Origin of the sequence: Ensifer sp. ENS10 (assembly GCF_014852025.1) — a bacterium.
GTDB lineage: Bacteria > Pseudomonadota > Alphaproteobacteria > Rhizobiales > Rhizobiaceae > Ensifer.
Map to the genome: position 1 here is coordinate 83,954 of NZ_JACVAS010000002.1, position 19,665 is coordinate 103,618.

At 63.5% G+C, this 19,665-nt stretch carries 17 protein-coding genes; 8 read left to right on the forward strand and 9 right to left on the reverse strand.

The window, feature by feature from the left end:
• Positions 1 to 79: 79 nt before the first annotated feature.
• Positions 80 to 1,207 (reverse strand): anhydro-N-acetylmuramic acid kinase, encoded by a 1,128-nt coding sequence (locus tag IB265_RS07380; protein WP_058328238.1) that lies wholly within the window; start codon positions 1,205 to 1,207, stop codon positions 80 to 82.
• A gap of 98 nt (positions 1,208 to 1,305) precedes the next feature.
• Here IB265_RS07380 and tyrS point away from each other — a divergent pair, with 98 nt between their 5' ends.
• Positions 1,306 to 2,559 carry a tyrosine--tRNA ligase gene (gene tyrS, locus IB265_RS07385; RefSeq protein WP_093233047.1) on the forward strand — a complete coding sequence of 418 codons (1,254 nt, stop codon included), beginning with the start codon at positions 1,306 to 1,308 and terminating at the stop codon, positions 2,557 to 2,559.
• A 51-nt stretch (positions 2,560 to 2,610) separates the two neighbouring features.
• Here the strand turns inward: tyrS and IB265_RS07390 are convergent, their stop codons facing one another.
• Positions 2,611 to 6,003, reverse strand: a complete 3,393-nt coding sequence (locus IB265_RS07390; protein ID WP_192494699.1) for a DUF3971 domain-containing protein — start codon at positions 6,001 to 6,003, stop codon at positions 2,611 to 2,613.
• A gap of 412 nt (positions 6,004 to 6,415) precedes the next feature.
• On the opposite strand from IB265_RS07390, the gene IB265_RS07395 reads away from it, so the two are divergent.
• The 5 genes from IB265_RS07395 to IB265_RS07415 all read left to right on the forward strand — a co-directional run bounded on the left by IB265_RS07395 (position 6,416) and on the right by IB265_RS07415 (position 11,344).
• Positions 6,416 to 6,883 carry a peroxiredoxin gene (locus tag IB265_RS07395; protein WP_058328241.1) on the forward strand — a complete coding sequence of 156 codons (468 nt, stop codon included), beginning with the start codon at positions 6,416 to 6,418 and terminating at the stop codon, positions 6,881 to 6,883.
• A gap of 8 nt (positions 6,884 to 6,891) precedes the next feature.
• Positions 6,892 to 7,719 (forward strand): ferritin-like domain-containing protein, encoded by an 828-nt coding sequence (locus IB265_RS07400; RefSeq protein ID WP_058324144.1) that lies wholly within the window; start codon positions 6,892 to 6,894, stop codon positions 7,717 to 7,719.
• A gap of 103 nt (positions 7,720 to 7,822) precedes the next feature.
• Complete coding sequence (locus tag IB265_RS07405) at positions 7,823 to 9,154, forward strand: M23 family metallopeptidase (RefSeq protein ID WP_058324143.1); 1,332 nt, start codon at positions 7,823 to 7,825, stop codon at positions 9,152 to 9,154.
• A gap of 199 nt (positions 9,155 to 9,353) precedes the next feature.
• Positions 9,354 to 10,868, forward strand: a complete 1,515-nt coding sequence (locus tag IB265_RS07410) for a DEAD/DEAH box helicase (protein WP_058324142.1) — start codon at positions 9,354 to 9,356, stop codon at positions 10,866 to 10,868.
• A gap of 8 nt (positions 10,869 to 10,876) precedes the next feature.
• Complete coding sequence (locus tag IB265_RS07415; RefSeq protein WP_058324141.1) at positions 10,877 to 11,344, forward strand: NUDIX domain-containing protein; 468 nt, start codon at positions 10,877 to 10,879, stop codon at positions 11,342 to 11,344.
• 97 nt (positions 11,345 to 11,441) lie between these two features.
• On the opposite strand, the gene IB265_RS07420 is transcribed toward IB265_RS07415, so the two are convergent.
• From IB265_RS07420 to IB265_RS07450, 7 genes are all read right to left on the reverse strand, one after another.
• Entirely contained in the window at positions 11,442 to 11,759 is a 318-nt protein-coding gene (locus tag IB265_RS07420) for a TfoX/Sxy family protein (RefSeq protein ID WP_058324140.1), read from the reverse strand.
• A gap of 4 nt (positions 11,760 to 11,763) precedes the next feature.
• Positions 11,764 to 13,380, reverse strand: a complete 1,617-nt coding sequence (locus IB265_RS07425) for an NTP transferase domain-containing protein (RefSeq protein WP_192494700.1) — start codon at positions 13,378 to 13,380, stop codon at positions 11,764 to 11,766.
• Complete coding sequence (locus IB265_RS07430; protein WP_058324138.1) at positions 13,377 to 14,084, reverse strand: XdhC family protein; 708 nt, start codon at positions 14,082 to 14,084, stop codon at positions 13,377 to 13,379. Before IB265_RS07430 ends, IB265_RS07425 begins: the two co-directional genes overlap by 4 nt.
• 2 nt (positions 14,085 to 14,086) lie before the next feature.
• Positions 14,087 to 14,419 (reverse strand): XdhC family protein, encoded by a 333-nt coding sequence (locus tag IB265_RS07435; protein WP_058324137.1) that lies wholly within the window; start codon positions 14,417 to 14,419, stop codon positions 14,087 to 14,089.
• Between the two features lie 24 nt (positions 14,420 to 14,443).
• A complete protein-coding gene (locus tag IB265_RS07440) occupies positions 14,444 to 15,697 on the reverse strand; it encodes a VWA domain-containing protein (protein ID WP_192494701.1) in 1,254 nt (417 codons plus the stop codon).
• A 2-nt stretch (positions 15,698 to 15,699) separates the two neighbouring features.
• Entirely contained in the window at positions 15,700 to 16,629 is a 930-nt protein-coding gene (locus IB265_RS07445; protein ID WP_058324135.1) for a MoxR family ATPase, read from the reverse strand.
• A 125-nt stretch (positions 16,630 to 16,754) separates the two neighbouring features.
• The gene (locus IB265_RS07450) at positions 16,755 to 17,204 is read right to left on the reverse strand and encodes a flavin reductase family protein (protein WP_110878723.1); all 450 of its coding nucleotides are present in this window, start codon (positions 17,202 to 17,204) and stop codon (positions 16,755 to 16,757) included.
• A 331-nt stretch (positions 17,205 to 17,535) separates the two neighbouring features.
• On the opposite strand from IB265_RS07450, the gene IB265_RS07455 reads away from it, so the two are divergent.
• Positions 17,536 to 18,624 carry a branched-chain amino acid ABC transporter substrate-binding protein gene (locus IB265_RS07455; RefSeq protein ID WP_192494702.1) on the forward strand — a complete coding sequence of 363 codons (1,089 nt, stop codon included), beginning with the start codon at positions 17,536 to 17,538 and terminating at the stop codon, positions 18,622 to 18,624.
• Positions 18,621 to 19,628 carry a P1 family peptidase gene (locus IB265_RS07460; protein ID WP_192494703.1) on the forward strand — a complete coding sequence of 336 codons (1,008 nt, stop codon included), beginning with the start codon at positions 18,621 to 18,623 and terminating at the stop codon, positions 19,626 to 19,628. The genes IB265_RS07455 and IB265_RS07460 overlap by 4 nt, the downstream gene beginning before the upstream one ends.
• The last annotated feature ends 37 nt before the right edge of the window (positions 19,629 to 19,665 follow it).

Genomic DNA, 19,665 nt, shown 5'->3' on the forward strand with positions numbered 1-19,665 from the left:
CGCGGAGGCCGATCCTAATTGGCCGATGCGAAGAATTGATTAATCCATTCGGTGGATAGCATATACCGTTTCGGGCCTATCAGCGAGCAGGTCTGGCGGCTTGTTTTCCGCCCGTGACAGGCCGCCGGACCCCGGTCGTTCCCGGATAGGTCAGCGGCAAGCCCTGCAGCGATCTTACGGCGAGATAGGCCCAGGCCTCGGCCTCCATGGAATCGCCGTTAAAGCCGGCGTCCTCCGCCGGCAGCACCGCTGCACCCTCTTCCTTGGCGAGCGCCGCGAGGTCGCGCATGATCACCGGATTGAGGCGGCCGCCGCCGCAGATGATGTAGGTCGATGGCCGCTGCGGCAGGTGTACGGCCGACTTGAGGATCGCCGCTGCGGTCACATGGGCAAGCGTGCGGGCGCCGTCGGCAAGACCGGCGTCGCTTCCCGTCGGCGGCGCAAAATCGTTTCGGTCGAGCGACCGGCGCTGCTTCGCGGTGAAAAAGGGATTGGCGAGGTAGCGCTCCGCGAGATCGGGAAGAACGGCGCCCTCGCTGGCGATCATGCCGCCCTGGTCAAAGGGAATGCCGGCATGTGCCTCGACCCATTGATCGATCAGCGCGTTGCCCGGGCCGCTGTCATAGGCAACGAGCGTTTCGCCCGCGCCGATGAAGGTCAGGTTGGAAATGCCGCCGATATTGACGAAGACGACCGGCGCCGCGAGACCGGCTGCACCCCGCGCCAGAGCGGCGTGATAGGCGGGGATCAGCGGCGCGCCCTGCCCGCCATGCACCATGTCGTTGGCGCGCATGTCGTAGACGACGTCAATAGCCGTTTCGCCGGCAAGCAGCGGGCCGTCGCCGATCTGTACCGTCAGGGCTTCGTCGGGACGGTGCAGCACGGTCTGCCCGTGGAAGCCGATCACGTCGATAGCCGTCGGCGACAGGTCGTTTTGCTGCAGGAAGGCTTTGACTGCTTCGGCATGCCGCAGCGTCAGGTCGCGCTCAAGCTGCGACAGCGCGCCGGGCCTTTGATCCCGTTGCGTGATCGTCTTTGCGTCGACCAGTCCCTGCTTCAGCCGGTCGCGAAAGCGGGCGTCATAGGCAAAGCCGGCGGAGGGGCCGCGCTCGACGATGTCTTCGCCGTCGGTCCTCAGCATGGCGACGTCGATGCCGTCCATGCTCGTGCCGCTCATCAGGCCGATTGCCGTTCTTGTCCGTGTCATGCCGTCAACATTTCCAGAATCACTTTTGAAGTGATTATGCGCGGAAACAGTGCTAAACGCCCGTTCGTTCAAAAACTTCCCCGCAAGAGAGACAGATCATGTCCGGTTTCAAGTCCGATTTCCTTCACACCCTCAGCGAGCGTGGTTTCATCCACCAGATCTCCGACGAGTCTGGCCTGGATGAACTGTTCCGGAAGGAAATCGTGACGGCCTATATCGGCTTCGACCCGACCGCACCGAGCCTGCATGCCGGCGGTCTCATTCAGATCATGATGCTGCACTGGATGCAGGCGACCGGCCATCAGCCGATCTCGCTGATGGGCGGCGGCACCGGCATGGTGGGCGATCCGTCCTTCAAGGACGAGGCGCGCCAACTGATGACGCCGGCGACGATCGAAGCCAATATCGCCAGCATCAAGACGGTCTTCTCCAACTATCTCACCTATGGCGACGGCCCCAAGGACGCGTTGATGATCAACAACGCCGACTGGCTGCTCGGCATCAACTACCTCGAGTTCCTGCGCGACGTCGGCCGTCACTTCTCGGTCAACCGCATGCTGTCCTTCGACAGCGTCAAGACGCGGCTCGATCGCGAGCAATCGCTGTCGTTCCTTGAGTTCAACTACATGATCCTGCAGGCCTACGACTTCGTGGAACTGCACAAGCGCACCGGCTGCCGCCTGCAGATGGGCGGATCGGACCAGTGGGGCAACATCATCAACGGCATCGACCTCGGCCACCGCATGGGCACGCCGCAGCTTTACGCGCTGACCTCGCCGCTTTTGACGACGGCGTCGGGCGCCAAGATGGGCAAGTCGGTCAACGGCGCGATCTGGCTCAACCCGGATATGCTGTCGGCCTATGACTTCTGGCAGTACTGGCGCAACACCGAGGACGCCGACGTCACCCGCTTCCTGAAGCTCTATACGACGCTGCCGATGGCGGAGATCGAGCGGTTGTCAAAGCTCGGCGGATCGGAGATCAACGAGGTCAAGAAGATCCTGGCGACGGAAATCACCGCCATGCTGCACGGCCGATCGGCCGCCGAGCAGGCGGCGGAAACCGCGCGCAAGACCTTCGAGGAAGGCGCGCTCGCCGACAACCTGCCTTCGGTCGAAATCCCGACCGCCGAGCTCGAAGCCGGCCTCGGGCTTTTGACGCTGATCGTGCGCGCCGGCCTCGCCGCCTCCAACGGCGAAGCCCGTCGCCACGTGCAAGGCGGTGCCGTCAGGATCAACGACGAGGCGGTCAGCGACGAGCGTCGTCTGATCGGCACCGGTGACGTCACCGCCGATAATGTCGTCAAGCTGTCGCTCGGCAAGAAGAAGCACATCCTCGTGCGCCCGGCTTGAGCCGAGCCACAACGAATAGATGACTGAGGCCGGCCACCACGCCGGCCTTTTTCATTGGAACTCGAAGATGCTGCGGAAGACGCCCGGCGCGATGATCGACAGGGGATTGACCGTCAACTTCGGCTGATTGAAGGGACCGTTGAGCTTGAAAGTGATGCCGAGCAGGCCGCGGTCGCGGCCATTGCCGAGCAGAACGCCGATCAGCGGCAGTTCGCCAAAGATACGGTTCAAGCCATAGGCCGGCATGAAGGTGCCGGTCATATCCATGATGCCGTTGTTATCGCGCACCGTCCCCTGGAAGGTCGCGCCGACGTCGGTGCCGCGCAACACGCCGCCATCGACGCGGATCGCGCCGCGGTCGAGCGCGAGCTGGGCGAAACCGCGCTCGAAGCGGGCCGAGCTCACGTCGATGTCGCGGCGGACGGCCTGGTTGAGGCTTCGCCCGTCGGCGCCTGTTGGCGTCGACACCATCGATTGCAGGCGTTGTTCGCCGACGAGCTGGAACTTGCGGATGTCGACGCTCCCGCGCCAGGAACGCCCGCCACGATCGCGCAGTTTGAGATTGAGCAGGCCGCCGCGCATGTTCTGGTAGATATCGGCAAAGCGTGCCAGCGCGCCGGCGTCGCCTGTGGTCAGCTCAAGCGTATTATCGGCGCCGGCCTTGGCAATCCGGGCGACAAGTGCCTGACCGCTGCCGGTGACAGCCGAAAGATTGACGTCCTCGATCTGGCTGCCGCGTTCGGCATAGACCAGGTTCACATTCGACAGGGATTCGCCGTTGAAGCCAGTGACGCGATCGAGCTGTGCCTTGATGGTGATGTCGTCGCCGCCGCCCTGGCTCTGGTCGCTTCCCGCCTTCATCTGCGCGAGGATCGGCCTGATGTCTGCAGCGGCGCCGCTGAGCGTGGCCGTATAGCCCCCCTTGCCGCGGTCGACCGAAACCTTGAAGTCGTCGCCCTGGGCCAGTCGGACGTTGTCGAGGCGGGCGGAGACCAGTCCGCCACCGTCCACCTGCAGATCACCCCGTGCACCGAAACCGTCTCCGGCGACGGCAAAATCGGAGATGACGACGGTGTCATTAGACTTGCTCGCCGTGAAACGCGCCTCCGCCGGAATGCCGGCTCCTTTGCTCCAGCCGATCCACGGCAAGGACAGAGCGGCCTTTGCGAGCCCGATCTTCGCCTCTACCCGATCCTGATCGCCAATCGTCACGTCGGCACTGATCGGTCCGGAGACGATCTTCGACAGGCCCGGCGCCAGCTTCTGCCAGACACCCTGGTCCAAGGTGCCTGAAATCTCACGCGAGCGCTTGACCTTCGAATCGCTATCGACCGGTTCCGTCAACGCAATGCTGACCTTGGCGCCCTCCAGTTGCGCGTCGGCATCGAGCACGGCCTGCTGATTGTCGACCCGGAACGTTCCGACGAGGTCGGATACCGGCCGGCCATAGAACGCCCTGTTGACGCTGACCTTGTCCAGTTGCATCTCCACCTGCCACAGCGGCTTGGGCGGGCGCTGGTCCGAGATCAGGCCGAAGCGCGCACCGACAAGCGCGGTGAGAGGACCGCTGAAGTCCTCCGGCAGCAGCGACGTCTTTTGCAGTGCCTGGATCGGTTTGTAGGTGACGAGTTCGGCAATCGCATCCGCAGCACCTCCAACCTCGATCTTCATCTCCGCCATCAGCGGCTTGGTGTAGACATCGGGGAGGATGAAGTCGCCGCCGTTGAGCGCCACGGACCGTCCCGACGGGAAATAGGCGGTGCCCTGCCCGATCTCAACCGTCATGCGCTGGCCGCTCAGCTTGAACTTGCCGGAGGTGTCGCGCAGCGGCGGTATCTCGCCGGTTATGTTGATGCGGGTGTCGTCGATCTCGAAGTTGATGTTGAGCTCCTGTTCGTTGAGCTTCAACTCCCCTTCGTTGTTGGCAATCCGGCCTTCGGCAACTGACACTTCGATGCGCGCATTGGTGACTATGCCGCCGAAGAGGTTGCCGATCGCCCAACGGCGAGCGCCCTTGGCGATCCACCACGGCCACAACTGCTTGACGGCCGTCGCCTCCATGCGGTCGCTGACGGCGGCAAAGCTGATCTGCGGCGAGGTCTTGCCGAAGGCGACCGAAAGCGAGCCATACATCGAGCCAAGCGGGCTCGACACGGCGAGCTGATCAAAGATCAACCGGTGGGTGTCTGCGGTGAACCGGCCGCTTGCCTTGGCATCGAAGGTCAGCGGCTGATCGGTGACGTCTTCCGGGGCCGAGCTTGCGTTCTTCAGGAGGAGATCGATCGCGAAGCCATTGTCCGTGGCGCCGGCAAGTTTGTCGAGGTCGATGACCGCGCCGGTGAACGGAAAGGTCGAGCGGCCGATCTTGACGACCGATGGCAGGATCTCGACCGCGGAGCGCCCGAAATCATAGGCGATGTCCATTTGCGACGGATTGAGCGTCGAGACGAGGCCGCCGGCATGGAAGGTGCCCTTGGAGGTGCGCACTGCCACGCGCAGATCCGGCTTCGCCTCCCCGACTGCCCGCGTCGCGTTCAACGTCAGCCCTGCCGTCGCGTCGATGCCAAAGGCCTGCTCCGCACCCGACTTGCCGTGGTAGAAGAACGGCGCGAGAGGCAGATTGGTGATCGCCGCATCAAAGCCGGTCACGTGCCCTCTCTGGCCAAGCGCGTCGGCGGTGATATCGACCTCGACACCATCGACGGTGGCGCTGCCCTTGACGCTCATCGAACCGCTGGCATCCCGGTTGAATTCGAGTGCGGAGGCGACGACCGGAACGACGCGGTTGCGGGCGCCGACGACGGAAAAACTGAAGTCGGAGAGTGTTACGGTCTGGCTGCCCCGCCCGGCCGCCATCTGCGACATGCGGTCGACATGGGAGAACAGGGCCTCGAGCGCATCGCCGACATCGGCGATACGGATCTTGGTGAGATCGAGCGGCTCGCCCCGAGGAAGGAGCCCGGTATCGAAATCGCCGCCTTCCGCTTCAAGGCTGGAGACGGCGATGCGGCCGGTCATCAGCGCCAATGGGTCGAGTGCGATCGAGATCGAGCGAAGCTTCGCGACGGGTTGGCCGGATGCCGCTTCGCTGAGCGCCACCTCGCGGGCCTTGAGCGCAATCGCGCCGCTTGCCGTCACGCGCACGACCGTGCTGCCGACGTCGGCGCGGTAGGCGTCTCCGAGCGCAGCATTGAGGGCCGTCCGGGCACGCGCGTTCAGCGTGCTGTCCATCATGCCGCTTTCGATCACGGTCACGAGGATCGCCCCTATGATGAGGGCGAGCAGGGATATGGACAGGGCAATTTTGGCACAGAGACGCAGCAGGGCGCGCTTGCGTGGTGCGTGCACGATCATGGGATCGTGAGCCTGCGCCGAAGGCAACGCATGCAGCGCGACGATGTCTTTCTTGCGAAAGCCGACTTTTTCGCCGCGGATCTCACTCATCAGCGCGGACGTCCTCCGTTCGATACGAGCTTTTTCGCCGCGCCTTCTTTTCAATCGTTGCGGACGGCTGGTTCTCGTTTCCTGTAGACCACATGTCGTCGTGCAGAGTCACCATGAGACGCGGGACCATGCTGTGGAAAGCCACCACCCTCAACGGGAATCGCGCGGGCGAGCGACTGCAACGTTTCGTAGCGGCTGACGCCGTCCGAAACCTGTCGAATCTAGCACAAATGCGCTGGACGGCAGTCGACGAATTTCGATATGCCCTACAGCGCGGCGTGCCTTAAGAGGCGCGCAGAAGTCGCTGTAGAACTTTGAGTTGCCGCAGATTTCGCATTGATCGGCAACGATCAAGGGCCACATGCAGTAGCGTTCGATTGTCTGCAAAACTTGGCAGAAGGAAGGTTTAATCATGGCAAGACCCGCTCCCGGAGATGTCGCTCCCGACTTCACGCTGCCGCGCGATGGCGGCGGCACGATCTCGCTTTCCGCCTTTCGCGGCCGCCCCGTCGTGCTGTTTTTCTATCCGAAGGACGATACGCAGGCCTGCACGCTGGAGGCGATCTCGTTCTCCGAACTTGCCGAAGAGTTTGCCGCAGCCGGCATAACGCTGATCGGCCTCTCCCCCGATTCGGTGAAAAAGCACGATCGCTTCGCCAAGAAGCACAACCTCACAGTGACGCTCGCTGCCGACGAGGAAAAGGCGGTGGTGACTGCCTACGGCGTCTGGGTTGAGAAAATGATGTACGGCCGCAAGTACATGGGCGTCGAACGCAGCACCTTCCTGATCGGCGCCGACGGCGTCGTCGTCAGGGTATGGGAAAAGGTGAAAGTCGACGGTCACGCCCAGGAGGTCCTGGCCGCCGCAAAGGCCCTCTGAGGAAACCCATGACCGAATTGCCCGTGTTTCACAGCCTGCGGGGCGGCGCAGTCGAAGCGATTCGCGCCGCCGACCTCGAGGTCAAGACGGCGCTTGCGCAAGAAACGGCACGGCGCTGGCAGCGCCGCACGCTGTCGCTGCGCTCGCCGCTCGACCGACCCGTTCCGGTTCGCCCCGGGCGGCCGGACAAGCCCGTACTGACACCGCCGACGCAGGTGAAGCGGCGGTCGCTCGGTTCCCTCAAGGGCCGCATCGCCTTGCTGCACTCGATCGCCCATATCGAGTTGAACGCCGTCGACCTGGCCCTCGATATCGTCGCCCGCTTTGCGACCGAGCCGGTGCCCAATTCCTTCTTTGACGGCTGGATGCGCGTCGCCTTCGAGGAGGCCAAGCACTTCCGGCTGGTCCGGCAGCGGCTGAACGATCTCGGTGCAGACTATGGCGACATGCCTGCCCATGACGGGCTCTGGCAAGCGGCGCACGATACCCGCAACGACCTGACGGCCCGCCTTGCCGTGGTGCCGCTCATTCTCGAAGCGCGCGGTCTCGATGTGACGCCGGCCCTTCAGGCCAAGATGCGCGAAACCGGCGACGTCGAGAGCGCCGCCGTTCTGGATGTGATCTACGAAGACGAGAAAGGCCATGTTGCCGTCGGTGCCAAATGGTTCCGTTTCCTCTGCGCCCGCGAGAAGAAGGATCCCGCGGTGACCTTCCAGGCGCTGGTGCGCGCCAATTTTCGCGGACCATTGAAGGCACCGTTCAACGACATTGCCCGCGCCGAGGCAGGCCTGACGCCGTCCTTTTATCGCTCGATGACCGCCTCGACCAACCGATAGCCGCATCACGCAACCGCAATCATCCTTACCAATTGTTAACCCTAACGAAGTGTAATGATCCGCAGGTGATGCGAGGCAACGCGCACATGGCGGGAGAGAACGGGTGTCTGGACGTTCGGCAAATCGTGCCTTCGGAAAACGTAAGGAAAATCACGTTCTGATACTGGCAAGTGGCGACAAGGTTCGCCACATGACGGTTCGTCCCTGGATGGCGGCAATCGCCGTATCCTTCGCCGGCGTCTGCAGCATCGGCTATCTCGCGGCCACATCCTATCTGGTCCTGCGCGACGATCTCATCGGCGGCACGATCGCCCGCCAGGCGCGAATGCAGCACGAATACGAGGATCGAATCACGGCATTGAGAGCGCAGGTCGATCGCGTCACCAGCCGGCAACTGCTCGACCAGCAGGTGGTCGAAGAAAAGGTCGAGAAGCTGCTGCGCCAGCAGATGGCGCTGACCTCGCGCAACGGAAAGCTCGGCGCCCTGGTCGAAAGGGCCGAAAGTTCCGGCCTGACGACGGAAAGCAACGGGACCCCGGAGATTGAACCCCTCGCCTTTGAGAAACGGGCCGACGCCAGCAGCGGCGGCGTAAAGGCGATCGAGAAATTGATGGGCCTGAGCGGCGCGTCGGTCACCGGTGCAATTCGTCCCGCTCCCCTCGCCTATGCCGCACCCGATGCGGCCGAATCGACCTCGGACCGTGCCGACCGGATATTCTCCAAAGTGACGCTGTCGCTGAAGGACGTCGAACTCGAACAAATGGCGCGACTGAAGCAACTGACGGATGGTGCTGCAAAGACGTCGGGTGCGATTCGCTCGATCGTCGGTCGGACCGGCGTCGACCTGCCGGTCGGCGATGTCGCAGCAATGGTCCCCGTCGCGACGTCTGACTCTGTCGATAGCGCCATTGGCGGCCCGTTCGTCGAACCGGCGAATGATGACGAGTTCGGCCAGTCGCTGGCGGCTCTCGATACGGCTCTTCTGGAACTGGAACGGACCCGGGCGCAGGTCCGCGCGCTGCCGTTCGGCAACCCGTCTCCGGCGAGCGACATCACCAGCGACTTCGGCAACCGTCTTGATCCGTTCCTCGGTCGCCTGGCGCTCCATGCCGGCATCGACTTCCGCGCGACGGTCGGCACGCGCATTCGCGCGGCCGCGCCCGGCACCGTGACGAATGCCGGCCTGACCGGCGGCTACGGGAACATGGTCGAAATCGACCACGGAAACGGCGTGTCGAGCCGATACGCCCACCTTTCCGCCGTTCTGGTGAAGGTTGGCGACCAGGTGACGGAAGGTGAAGTCATTGCCAAGTCCGGCAATACGGGTCGTTCCACCGGTCCGCACCTTCATTATGAAATCCGCCTGAATGGCGAGGCGGTGGATCCCATGCGCTTTCTCGATGCCAGCCGGAAGCTCGCCTCCTACATGAACTGACGGGTCGTTTGGCTGTCTCCAGGTCTTGCGCGGCTTGACAAGAAATGCGACAGATTCGCCACTATTTACCTTTTGCTGCTTCAACGTGCTGGATTTCTTGACTTTCAGCGACGTTCAGCTTATGAGCGCGGCCACGTCTCGTGCGTTTTCCATCGATCGATCAGTGTTCTATTGAACCGGAACGGAAACAGATTTCCCTTTGACCAATTTTGCTGACCTTGGCCTGAGCCAAAAAGTTCTCTCCGCTGTCACCGATGCGGGCTACACAATCCCGACCCCGATCCAGGCTGGCGCCATTCCGCCGGCCCTGCAGCGTCGTGACATTCTGGGCATCGCCCAGACGGGAACGGGTAAGACCGCTTCGTTCGTGCTGCCGATGTTGACGCTGCTGGAAAAGGGCCGCGCGCGCGCCCGCATGCCGCGCACGCTCATCCTGGAGCCGACGCGCGAACTCGCCGCCCAGGTCGCGGAGAACTTCGACAAGTACGGCAAGAACCACAAGCTCAACATCGCGCTTCTGATCGGCGGCGTTTCGTTCGATGAGCAGGATCGCAAGCTCGAGCGCGGCGCAGACGTTCTGATCTGCACGCCCGGCCGCCTGCTTGATCACTTCGAGCGCGGCAAGCTGCTGATGACCGGCGTCGAGATCCTGGTCATCGACGAAGCCGACCGCATGCTCGACATGGGCTTCATTCCCGACATCGAACGCATCGCCAAGATGATCCCGTTCACGCGTCAGACTCTGTTCTTCTCGGCGACCATGCCGCCGGAAATCCAGAAGCTCGCCGATCGCTTCCTGCAGAACCCGGAGCGCGTCGAAGTCGCCCGCCCGGCCTCCACGGCACAGACGGTGACACAGCGCTTCGTCGCGGCGCACGCCAAGGATTACGAAAAGCGCGCGGTGCTGCGCGATCTGATTCGCGCCCAGGACGATCTGAAGAACGCCATCATCTTCTGCAACCGCAAGAAGGATGTCGCCGACCTCTTTCGGTCGCTCGAGCGTCATGGCTTCTCGGTCGGCGCCCTGCATGGTGACATGGACCAGCGCTCGCGCATGGCCATGCTTGCCGGCTTCAAGGACAACAATATCACGCTGCTCGTTGCATCCGATGTTGCTGCCCGCGGCCTCGACATCCCCGATGTCAGCCATGTCTTCAACTTCGACGTTCCGATCCATGCGGAAGACTATGTTCACCGGATCGGCCGCACCGGCCGTGCCGGTCGCTCTGGCGCCTCCTTCACGCTTGTGACCAAGCGCGACACGAAGTTCTCCGATGCGATCGAGAAGCTGATCGGCCAGAAGGTCGAATGGCTGAACGGCGACCTTTCCAATTTGCCCGAGCCGATGGAAAGCCACGACAGCGGTCGCCGCGATCGCGGTCGCGATCGCGATGGCCGCAAGGACCGGAAAAAAGATGGGGATCGCGGCCCGAGGGCTCGCGCCGATCATAAATCCGATACCGTGCGTGTCGATAGTGAGGCCGAAGTTGCAACAGTCGTGGAAAGGGCGGAATCGGTGAAACCGGCACGCAGCGCAGAAAACAAGCAGGGACAGAACAACCGCGCCGATCGTCCGGTGCGCGCATCGAACCCGGCCAACGATGACAATCGCGATCGCCGCAACCGTCACCGCCGCGACTATGATGACGGCCCGACGCCCGTTGGCTTCGGCGACGAAATCCCCGCTTTCATGCTGATTGCCGGCAAGGCCTGATTAAACCTATGGGCCTGCCGGGCATCGATTTTCCGGGTCTCGGCTGCGGACTTGCAATCGTGCGCGACGGCAAGATCCTGCTCTACAAGCGCGTTAACGCGCCTGAAGCCGAGCACTGGAACATCGTCGGCGGCAAGGTCGATCATATGGAACGCTCGGAAGCCGCAGCGCGGCGCGAGGCCGAAGAGGAAAGCGGCCTCCAGATCCGTTCGAGCGAGTTCCTCTGCCTCAGCGAACAGGTGATCGAGGCTGACCGCCAGCACTGGATCTCGATGATCTATGTGACCCGGGACTTTATCGGTGAGCCTGAACTCACCGAGCCGGACAAGCTTTCCGCTCTCGGCTGGTTCGATCTCGATGCCCTGCCCCAGCCGCTGTCACGTTTTACGGCCGACGCAGTCGATGCGTTGCGCAGGCTGGAGCACAAGAGCGCCGTGCGTTCAAGCGAAGGCACAAAGGACGCTCTAGCACTTTGATTATAGAGCATCTTTCCGCCTCCAGTGATTCCACTTGAGAGCGGGATGCTCTAGCGGCGCAGTCGTCGCGGATTGCCTCCGCTGGCGGGTTTATCCTCTATTTTCTCGATCGTAACGCTGCTTCATAGGCAAGCCGCACCCAGCGCGCCATCTCGTCGGGGTCGTCAAAGGCGTCGTCCGGTATGCTCCAATAGGGCATCTTCACCGGCTTGCCCTTGCCATCATAGGCCCATTGCCGGGAGCCGGCCGCCTCGAAGGTCGGCGCCGTCTGCTCGTCCCCCTTCAGGAGGATTTCTCCGTCCACCTCGAGTGCGAAGATGATGCCCTGGCAATAGATCCCCTTGCCGCCGAACATCCGCTTGATGGTCACCGGCCCCAGCGTCTCGAACATCTCCTCGATGGCAGCATTGTCCACGCGTTCATTCCTCCAGGATACCGCCGGCAGCCACAATCTGCTCCGGCGTGTCGAGATCAAGCCGCGCCGCCGAACCAAGCTCGACATCGATGACCGGCAGTCCGCACTTCTCGATGATGTGCCTTGCGCCAACGTCTCCAACCAAAAGACGGACAGCGGAAAAGGTTTGCCGCGGCAGGATGACCGGATTGCCGCGTTGCCCATCGGCGGTTGCCCGAATGACGGCGCGGCCGCCTTCGGCCGCAAAACGATCGAGCAACCTGCGCAGATCGTCGCTGCTGACGCCCGGCATGTCGGCGAGCATGACCAACATGCCCGCGGATCGCTCGTTGATGGCCGAAAGTCCAATCGTCAGAGATGAGGCCATTCCGGACATGTAGTCTGGATTCGAGACGAGCTTCGCGGGCAGACCCTCCAACGCAGCGCGGATATCGGTCTCGCGGTGGCCGGTGACCACGACAACCCCGCCGGGGGCCGCAGCAATCGCTGCCTCGACGCTGCGGCGAACCAGCGGCACGCCGTCAAAGGTCGCCAGCAGCTTGTGCCCGCCGTCCGGTCCCATCCGGCTGGCGCGGCCGGCGGCCAGAACGACGATCTCGACCGGTCCTAACGGCAACGCCGTTGCTTTTTCGCGCGGCTGCGGCCGGGTCGGGATTTCGCCGAGCAAACCACCGACGCCAAGGCCGGTTATGTCGTCGAAGCTCGGCCACTCGCCGGCGAGGATACGGTCGAGGATCCAGTCGAATCCGTTCTCGCGCGGGCTGCGGGCGCATCCGGGAGCCCCGATCACGGGGATCTCGCCGACACGGCCAAGAACGAGAAGATTGCCGGGATCGACGGGCATGCCGACATGATCGACGACGCCGCCTGCCCGACGAACCGCCGCGGGAATCACATCATCCGGATCGGCGACAGCGGAAGCACCGAAGACCACCAGCAGGTCATGGTCGGCCCGGAGTTCGTCGATTGCCGCGGCGACCGCGCCTTCCGTGTGTGCGACGCGTCGCTCGGTCACAAGCTCGCTTCCCGATTGCCGCAGGCGAGCCGCCAGGATGGTTTTCGTCTTGTCCATGACCTGGGGTTTCAGTGTCGGCAACTGAGTTGCTATTAGCGCTGCGCGTCGCGCGGAAAAGGGTTTTACTTCGAAGGCGGCATGGCTCCGGAGCAGCTTCTGTGCTTCCTCGACGAGTTGGCCGGCCACGGCGAGTGGAATGATCTTGATCGTCGCGACCATGTCGCCGGCCTGCACAGGCACATGGTCGGCAAGGCAGGCGAGCGTGATGGCGGGATCGATGCGGTTCAATCGGTTGACGGTGTCGCGCTTCGCGACGAAGAGGCCGGCAACCCGAGAGTAGACGTTCACACGCCCGGTTGCCGCCTGAGAGAAGCGCAGGTGGTCGGGTGCAATTGCCGCCGCAATGCGCGTTGCGGCCTCGTCTTCCATGAGATCGCCGGGGTCAAGGCGCGCAACAACCACCTCCAGCGTGCCGCAGGCGATCAAGGCGGCGATATCGGCGGGCGAAAGCCGGTGGCCCTTCGGCAGCCGGATCTCATCCGTCTTGACCGCATGCGCCAGCATGGCGCCCTCCGCTTCGCTGGTCTTGACCGGCCCGAACCTCACGCAATCACTCCTTTGACATGGCTGGTATCGCGGCGCCGTAGCGCCTCGATGATTTCGGCCAGGATGGCGACGGCGATCTCGGCCGGGCTCGCCGCACCGATATCGAGGCCGATCGGTGCGCGGATGCGGGCTATGTCAACATCGGAAACACCGGCCTGTCGCAACCGTTCGACCCGTGTCGCATGGGTTTTCCGGCTGCCGAGCGCGCCGACGTAGAAACAGCCGGCTGCAAGGGCGACCCGGATTGGTTCGTCGTCGATTTTCGGATCATGGGTGACGGCCAGCACGGCGGTGAAGCGGTCGAGCGGCCTCTGTTTCAGGGCATCCTCGGGCCATTCGGCGATGAGCTCGACGCCTGCGAAACGTTCCGGCGTTGCGAAGGCAGTACGCGGATCGATGATCGTCATGTCGAAACCGGCAACGGGCGCCAGCTGGGCCAAGGCCTGTGAAATATGCACGGCGCCGATGACGAGAATGCGTGGCGGCGGCAAGTAGACATTGAGGAAGAAAGAGCCCTGCTCCGTCTCCACGATCCCGGCCTTGCCGGATTGCAGGGCGCGCGCGACCGGGCCGCGCCAGACATCCGGACAATCATCGCCCTCGAGATAGACCTGGCTGCTGCTGCCGGCTAGAGCGCTGACAGTGACAACCGCCCGACGCGCCGAACGCGCCGCATTGAGTGCTTCAAGAATCCTCCGTTCCATCGCTAGCCTTCGACCCGTTCAACAAGGACCCGGATCCTGCCGCCGCAGGAAAGTCCCACGCGCCAGGCGGTTTCGTCCGCAACGCCGAAATCGAGGATCCTTGGCGCGCCCGAAGCGATGACATCTGCCGCTTCGGTGATGACGGCGCCTTCGACGCAGCCGCCGGAAACCGAGCCCTGAAAATTGCCGTCGCCGTCGATCACCAGATGGCTGCCGACGGGGCGCGGCGCCGAGCCCCAGGTTTCGATCACGGTGGCAATCGCCACCTTACGCCCTTCCTTCATCCAGGCTTGGGCGATGTCGAGCGGATCCAGAACATTTGCAGCTTCCAGCATGTTGCCACCCTCCCGCCGGACAGATCAAGATCTGAGGAACCGCCGCGGGTTAGCCTGCCGGGAACCCTGCCCGGAAAGCGCCTTCACCAGTTCCCCAATCGATTCAAGATTGTGCACCGCCCGGAATTCGTCAACATGCGGCAGCATCGCTCTGACGCCGCGCGCACGCGCCTCGAAGCCGTCGAAGCGCAGCAGCGGGTTGAGCCAGATCAGCCGGCGGCAGGACCGGTGCAGTCGATCGATTTCGATTTCAAGATCGCCCACATCGTCACGCTCCAGGCCATCGGTGATCATCAGCACGATGGCGCCTTGTCCGAGCACGCGCCGCGACCAGCGTCTGTTGAATTCATGCAGCGTTTCGCCAATGCGCGTACCGCCGGACCAGTCCTTCACCGCAGCCACGCAGTCGTCGATCGCGGCATCCGGATCGCGATTGCGCAACTGGCGGGAGACATTGGTCAGCCGTGTGCCGAACAGGAAGGTGTGCACGCGCCGCCGCTCCTCGGTCAACGCATGCAGGAAATGCAGAAAGATGCGGGTGTACTGGCTCATCGAGCCCGAGATGTCGGCAAGCACGACGAGCGGCGGATGCACCACGCGCCGCTCCCGGAACCGCGGCAGGATCAGTTCCCCGCCGAAACGCATCGCGTCACGCATGGTGGCGCGCGGGTCGATGCGGATCTGCCTCTTCGATGGGCGGAAGCGACGGGTTACGACACGGTCCATCGGCAGCGTCAGCGCGGCAAGGGCGCGTTTCGCCTCGGCAAGTTCGGCAGCACTCATCTGCGCGAAATCGGCCCGACGCAGGAGCTCGCGGCCCGAAACCGTGAAGCGCGCATCGATATCGATCTCGGGTTCCTCACGTGGCGGTCGATCCGCTTCGTGCCCGGAAAGCAACGCATCGCTGACGCGTGTCTCGCCGGCACGCCGCTGGTGCCGCTCGCTTTCGCGCTCCGGCGCCAGCGGCGACATCATCGCGATCATCTTCTCGACGAGGCCGCGCGAGCGCCAGAACAGCCGAAAGGCTTCGTCGAACACCGGCTGGTCCTCGTGGCGCTTCACGAAGACGCATTGCAGTGCGGCGTAAAACGCATCCCGGCCGCCGATTCCGATCAGTGCCACCGCATCGATGGCATCGGCGATGGCACCGGGCCCGATCTTGATGCCGGCGCGACGCAGGGCGCGTGCGAAGAAGACGATGTTGTCGGCAAGCCGGCCGTCGCTTTCCCCAAGCGGCGGGACAATGGCACCATCCCTGTGCTCCTCCCGCTCCTTCATGGTCAGCCCGCCGCCAGCAGTTCCGCCTTGACTTCGGCGAGCAGCTTGCGCCCCTCGGCACCCTCGATCCTGGCGATGTCGTCCTGATACTTGAGCAATGTTCCGAGCGTATCGGCGATCGTTTCCGGATCGAGCGCCAGCCGGTCGAGTTCCGTCAGGGCCGTTGCCCAGTCGATCGTTTCGGCGACGCCGGGGTTCTTGAAGAGGTCGATTGTCCGCAGCCGCTGCACATAGGCGATGACCTCGCGCGACAGCGTCGCGTTGCAGCCGGGTACCTTGCGGCGGATGATTTCCAGCTCCTGCGCCGCCTTGGGATAATCGACCCAATGATAGAGGCAGCGTCGCTTGAGCGCGTCATGGATTTCGCGGGTGCGGTTGGTGGTGATGATGACGATTGGCGGTTCGTCCGCCCGGATTGTTCCAAGTTCCGGTATCGTGACCTGAAAATCGGACAAAACTTCGAGCAGGAACGCCTCGAAGGCCTCATCTGTCCGGTCAAGCTCGTCGATCAGGAAGACAGGCGCGCGGCCCGCGCTGGAAGAAATTGCCTGCAGGACCGGGCGGCGGATCAGGAAGCGTTCGGAAAAGATATCGCTTTCGATCCGTTTTCGATCGACCTTGCCGGCTGCTTCCGATAGGCGGATTTCCAGCATCTGTGCCGGATAGTTCCATTCGTAGACGGCCGAGGCGACGTCGAGGCCCTCATAACATTGCAGCCGGATCAGAGGCCGATCGAGCGCCTTTGCCAGAACCTTGGCGATCTCGGTCTTGCCGACGCCTGCTTCGCCCTCGAGAAAGAGCGGGCGCTTCATCCTGAGCGCCAGAAACAGCACCGTCGCCAGCGCCGTTCCCGCGAGATAGTCATGCGCCTCCAGCAGCGCCATCGTCTCCTCGATGGACTGCGGCAGGGCTGTGGTCGCCTGTGTCGCCATGTCTCCTCCGCCACGGCTCGAATCGATAACTTGATGTGAAAAGCGAATGAATTCACTCTTCCAACTCAAAGGCTTATGGCGATCTTCTCATGTCTCGATGGGCACGAAATCTCGCCACGTAAAACTTATAGCGAGTGGTATCCGCGGTCCACATAAATGAGTGGCGGCCGCGCCGGCCCGATGGCGACATCGACGACCTCGCCGAACAGCACCAGATGCGTGGCGATCGTCTTCACCTCGATGAGCCGGCAATCGAACGAAGCGATCGCGTTGGTGAGGATCGGAGAGCCTGTCGTCAGCTTGGTCCACTGGCCAAGGGCAAAGCGCAGATTCATGTCGAGTTGATCGCGGCCGGAAAAAGCGTGTGCCATGGCGCGATGTTCATCGCCAAGCAGATTGAGCGCGAAACTGTCGCTGCGCGTGAAGATCTCATTGCGCGGATTGGCGCCGTTGAGGCAGGCCAGAACCGTCGGCGGACTGTCGGACACGGAGCAGGATGCGGTGACCGTGACACCGCGCCGCTCGACACCATCGGCCACGGTGATGATCTGCACGTGACCGGCCAGGCGACTCATGGCGTCGCGATAACTGATGGGGTCCAGCCGGCTCTTGTCCAACAATTCTTTCTCCGAGCGAAGTCAGCCACATACATAGACAGTACCGGGAAATATGAAACCCGCTGCAAGGAGAATCTTGCAGATCTGCGACACGGCAGCGACGCGGATAGAACCATCCGCGTCCGAAGTCACATCTTTTCCTTTGACGCGGTAGGGCACATCCTTAAAACATGCGGCCACTACCGTGCCGCGCGCCAGTCGCGACCGGCACGGAAAAGGCAACGTAAGGGCTCGCCGCGGGGTCAGGATCCCTCCTGATCCGGGGAAAATGCGGCAGCGGAGAAAATGGATGCTTCGATTGATCGTCGCCAGCCTTGTCGTGGCCGGACTGGTACAGGCCGCACCCGCCGCGGCAGCCGGCATCAAGGTGGCCGTCGTCGCGCCGGTCGAAGGCCCGTTTGCACCTCTCGGCAAGCAGATCATCGATGGCGCCGCGTTCCAGGCCGGCGATCGCGGCAGTGAGATCGTCGTCATTCCAGAGACTTGCGATACGGCCGGCAACGAAGCGCTGACCAAGGCGCTGCTTGCGGCAGGCGCCGAGGCAGCGATCGGGTTTCTCTGCACCGAAAGCCTGGACGCCACACTTCCGGCACTTGCCGAAGCGGGCCTTCCCGCCATCACCCTCAGTGTGCGTTCCGATGTCCTGATGGAAGATGCGCTGAAGAAGAAGTGGCCGCTCTTCCGTCTTGCGCCGAGCGGCAACGCCGAGGCTGCCAGCATCGTCGACACCATCGTCCAGCGCTGGAAGGACAAGCCGATCGCGTTGATCGACGATGGAACCATCCACAGCCGGGAACTGGTCGAAAGCGTGCGCTCCGCCCTCGGCGAAATTGGGCTGACACCGGTCTTCACCGACACCTATCGGCCCGCCCAGGAGCAGCAGGTCAACCTGGTGCGGCGACTGGTGAAGAGCGGCGCGACCCATGTCTTTACCGGTGGCGACAGGCAGGACACGGCGGTGATCGCGCGCGATGCGCAAGGCGAAGGCGCGAGCCTCACCTTGCTCGGCGGAGACGCGCTGAATGCCGCCGATCTCACCGTGCCGCTCGCCGATGGCGTTTTCGCGGTCACCCTGCCGGACGCATCGCAATCGCCCGAGGGCAAGCCGGTCGCGGACGCCTTGCGGGCCGCCGGAACCGAACCGGATGGCTACGTATTGTCCGCCTTTGCGGCGGTCTCCCTGCTCGAGCAAGCCAAGGACCAGGCGGAAAAGGACGACAAGCCCCTTCTCGACGCATTCGCCAAGGGACCCTACCCGACCGTGCTCGGCCCCATTGCCTTCAACGCGCAGCACGAGCGCGCCGAAAATCCCTATCGCCTGATGCAGTGGCAAGGCGGCCGCTTCGTGCCAGTGCCCGCCGAAGGAACCGCCCAATGATGCGCACCGGACCGCTGAACCTGATTACCGACGTCGCGGGCCTGACGGTCGGCAATGCCGAGGACCACCGACTGAAGTCCGGCGTCACCGCCATCGTCTGCGATCCGCCGGCAACCGCTGCGGTTCAGGTGCTGGGCGGCGCGCCCGGAACGCGGGAAACCGATCTGCTCGACCCGCACAATACGGTGCAGACAGTCGACGCCCTGGTGCTTTCCGGCGGTTCGGCCTTTGGCCTCGATGCTGCGTCCGGAGCCCAGGCCGCGCTAAGAGAAATGGGCCGCGGCTTTGCCGTCGGTCCGCACCGGATACCGATCGTGCCCACCGCCATCCTGTTCGACCTGATCAACGGCGGCGACAAGGATTGGGGACGTTACCCGCCCTATCGCGAACTCGGCTTCGAGGCGGTTCGTTGCGCCGGCCCGTCGTTCGCGACCGGAACCGCCGGCGCCGGTACCGGCGCTCTGACCGCCGCCTTCAAGGGCGGCCTCGGCTCGGCATCGACCGTTCTGCCAAGCGGCATCACCATCGGCGCGCTGGTTGCGGTCAACGCGCTCGGTTCGGCGACCGTTGGTGATAGTAGGCATTTCTGGTCCGCACCCTTCGAGCTTGACGGCGAGTTCGGTGCGCTCGGCCTGCCGCATCCACTGCCCGCTGACGCCGCCGATATCCGCATCAAGTTCCGGGACCGGCAGTCCGCAGCCGCCAACACGACGATCGCCGTCATCGCGACGGATGCGGTGCTTACAAAGGCCGAAGCGAAGCGCCTGGCAATCGCCGCCCATGACGGTTTTTCCCGAGCGCTCTGGCCGGCGCACACGCCGCTCGATGGCGATCTCATCTTTGCGCTTGCCACCGGCGCCAGCGGCAAGACCCCCACACTAGAGGATTTCATCGATCTCGGCGCGGTGGCGGCATCGACGATGGCGCGCGCCATCGCCCGTGGCGTTCATGACGCGAACCCGGCCGAAAACGACCTCATGCCGTGCTGGTCGCAGCTCAGGTGACGCAGCTTTGATCGCGAGCATGTTGTTTGCGCGCCCC

What these genes read in the sequence shown, in the direction of transcription:
- IB265_RS07380 (WP_058328238.1), bottom strand. Translation starts at nt 1,207, where the DNA reads ATGACACGGACAAGAACGGCAATCGGCCTGATGAGCGGCACGAGCATG.
- tyrS (WP_093233047.1), top strand. Translation starts at nt 1,306, where the DNA reads ATGTCCGGTTTCAAGTCCGATTTCCTTCACACCCTCAGCGAGCGTGGT.
- IB265_RS07390 (WP_192494699.1), bottom strand. Translation starts at nt 6,003, where the DNA reads ATGAGTGAGATCCGCGGCGAAAAAGTCGGCTTTCGCAAGAAAGACATC.
- IB265_RS07395 (WP_058328241.1), top strand. Translation starts at nt 6,416, where the DNA reads ATGGCAAGACCCGCTCCCGGAGATGTCGCTCCCGACTTCACGCTGCCG.
- IB265_RS07400 (WP_058324144.1), top strand. Translation starts at nt 6,892, where the DNA reads ATGACCGAATTGCCCGTGTTTCACAGCCTGCGGGGCGGCGCAGTCGAA.
- IB265_RS07415 (WP_058324141.1), top strand. Translation starts at nt 10,877, where the DNA reads ATGGGCCTGCCGGGCATCGATTTTCCGGGTCTCGGCTGCGGACTTGCA.
- IB265_RS07430 (WP_058324138.1), bottom strand. Translation starts at nt 14,084, where the DNA reads ATGGAACGGAGGATTCTTGAAGCACTCAATGCGGCGCGTTCGGCGCGT.
- IB265_RS07435 (WP_058324137.1), bottom strand. Translation starts at nt 14,419, where the DNA reads ATGCTGGAAGCTGCAAATGTTCTGGATCCGCTCGACATCGCCCAAGCC.
- IB265_RS07440 (WP_192494701.1), bottom strand. Translation starts at nt 15,697, where the DNA reads ATGAAGGAGCGGGAGGAGCACAGGGATGGTGCCATTGTCCCGCCGCTT.
- IB265_RS07445 (WP_058324135.1), bottom strand. Translation starts at nt 16,629, where the DNA reads ATGGCGACACAGGCGACCACAGCCCTGCCGCAGTCCATCGAGGAGACG.
- IB265_RS07450 (WP_110878723.1), bottom strand. Translation starts at nt 17,204, where the DNA reads ATGAGTCGCCTGGCCGGTCACGTGCAGATCATCACCGTGGCCGATGGT.
- IB265_RS07455 (WP_192494702.1), top strand. Translation starts at nt 17,536, where the DNA reads ATGCTTCGATTGATCGTCGCCAGCCTTGTCGTGGCCGGACTGGTACAG.
- IB265_RS07460 (WP_192494703.1), top strand. Translation starts at nt 18,621, where the DNA reads ATGATGCGCACCGGACCGCTGAACCTGATTACCGACGTCGCGGGCCTG.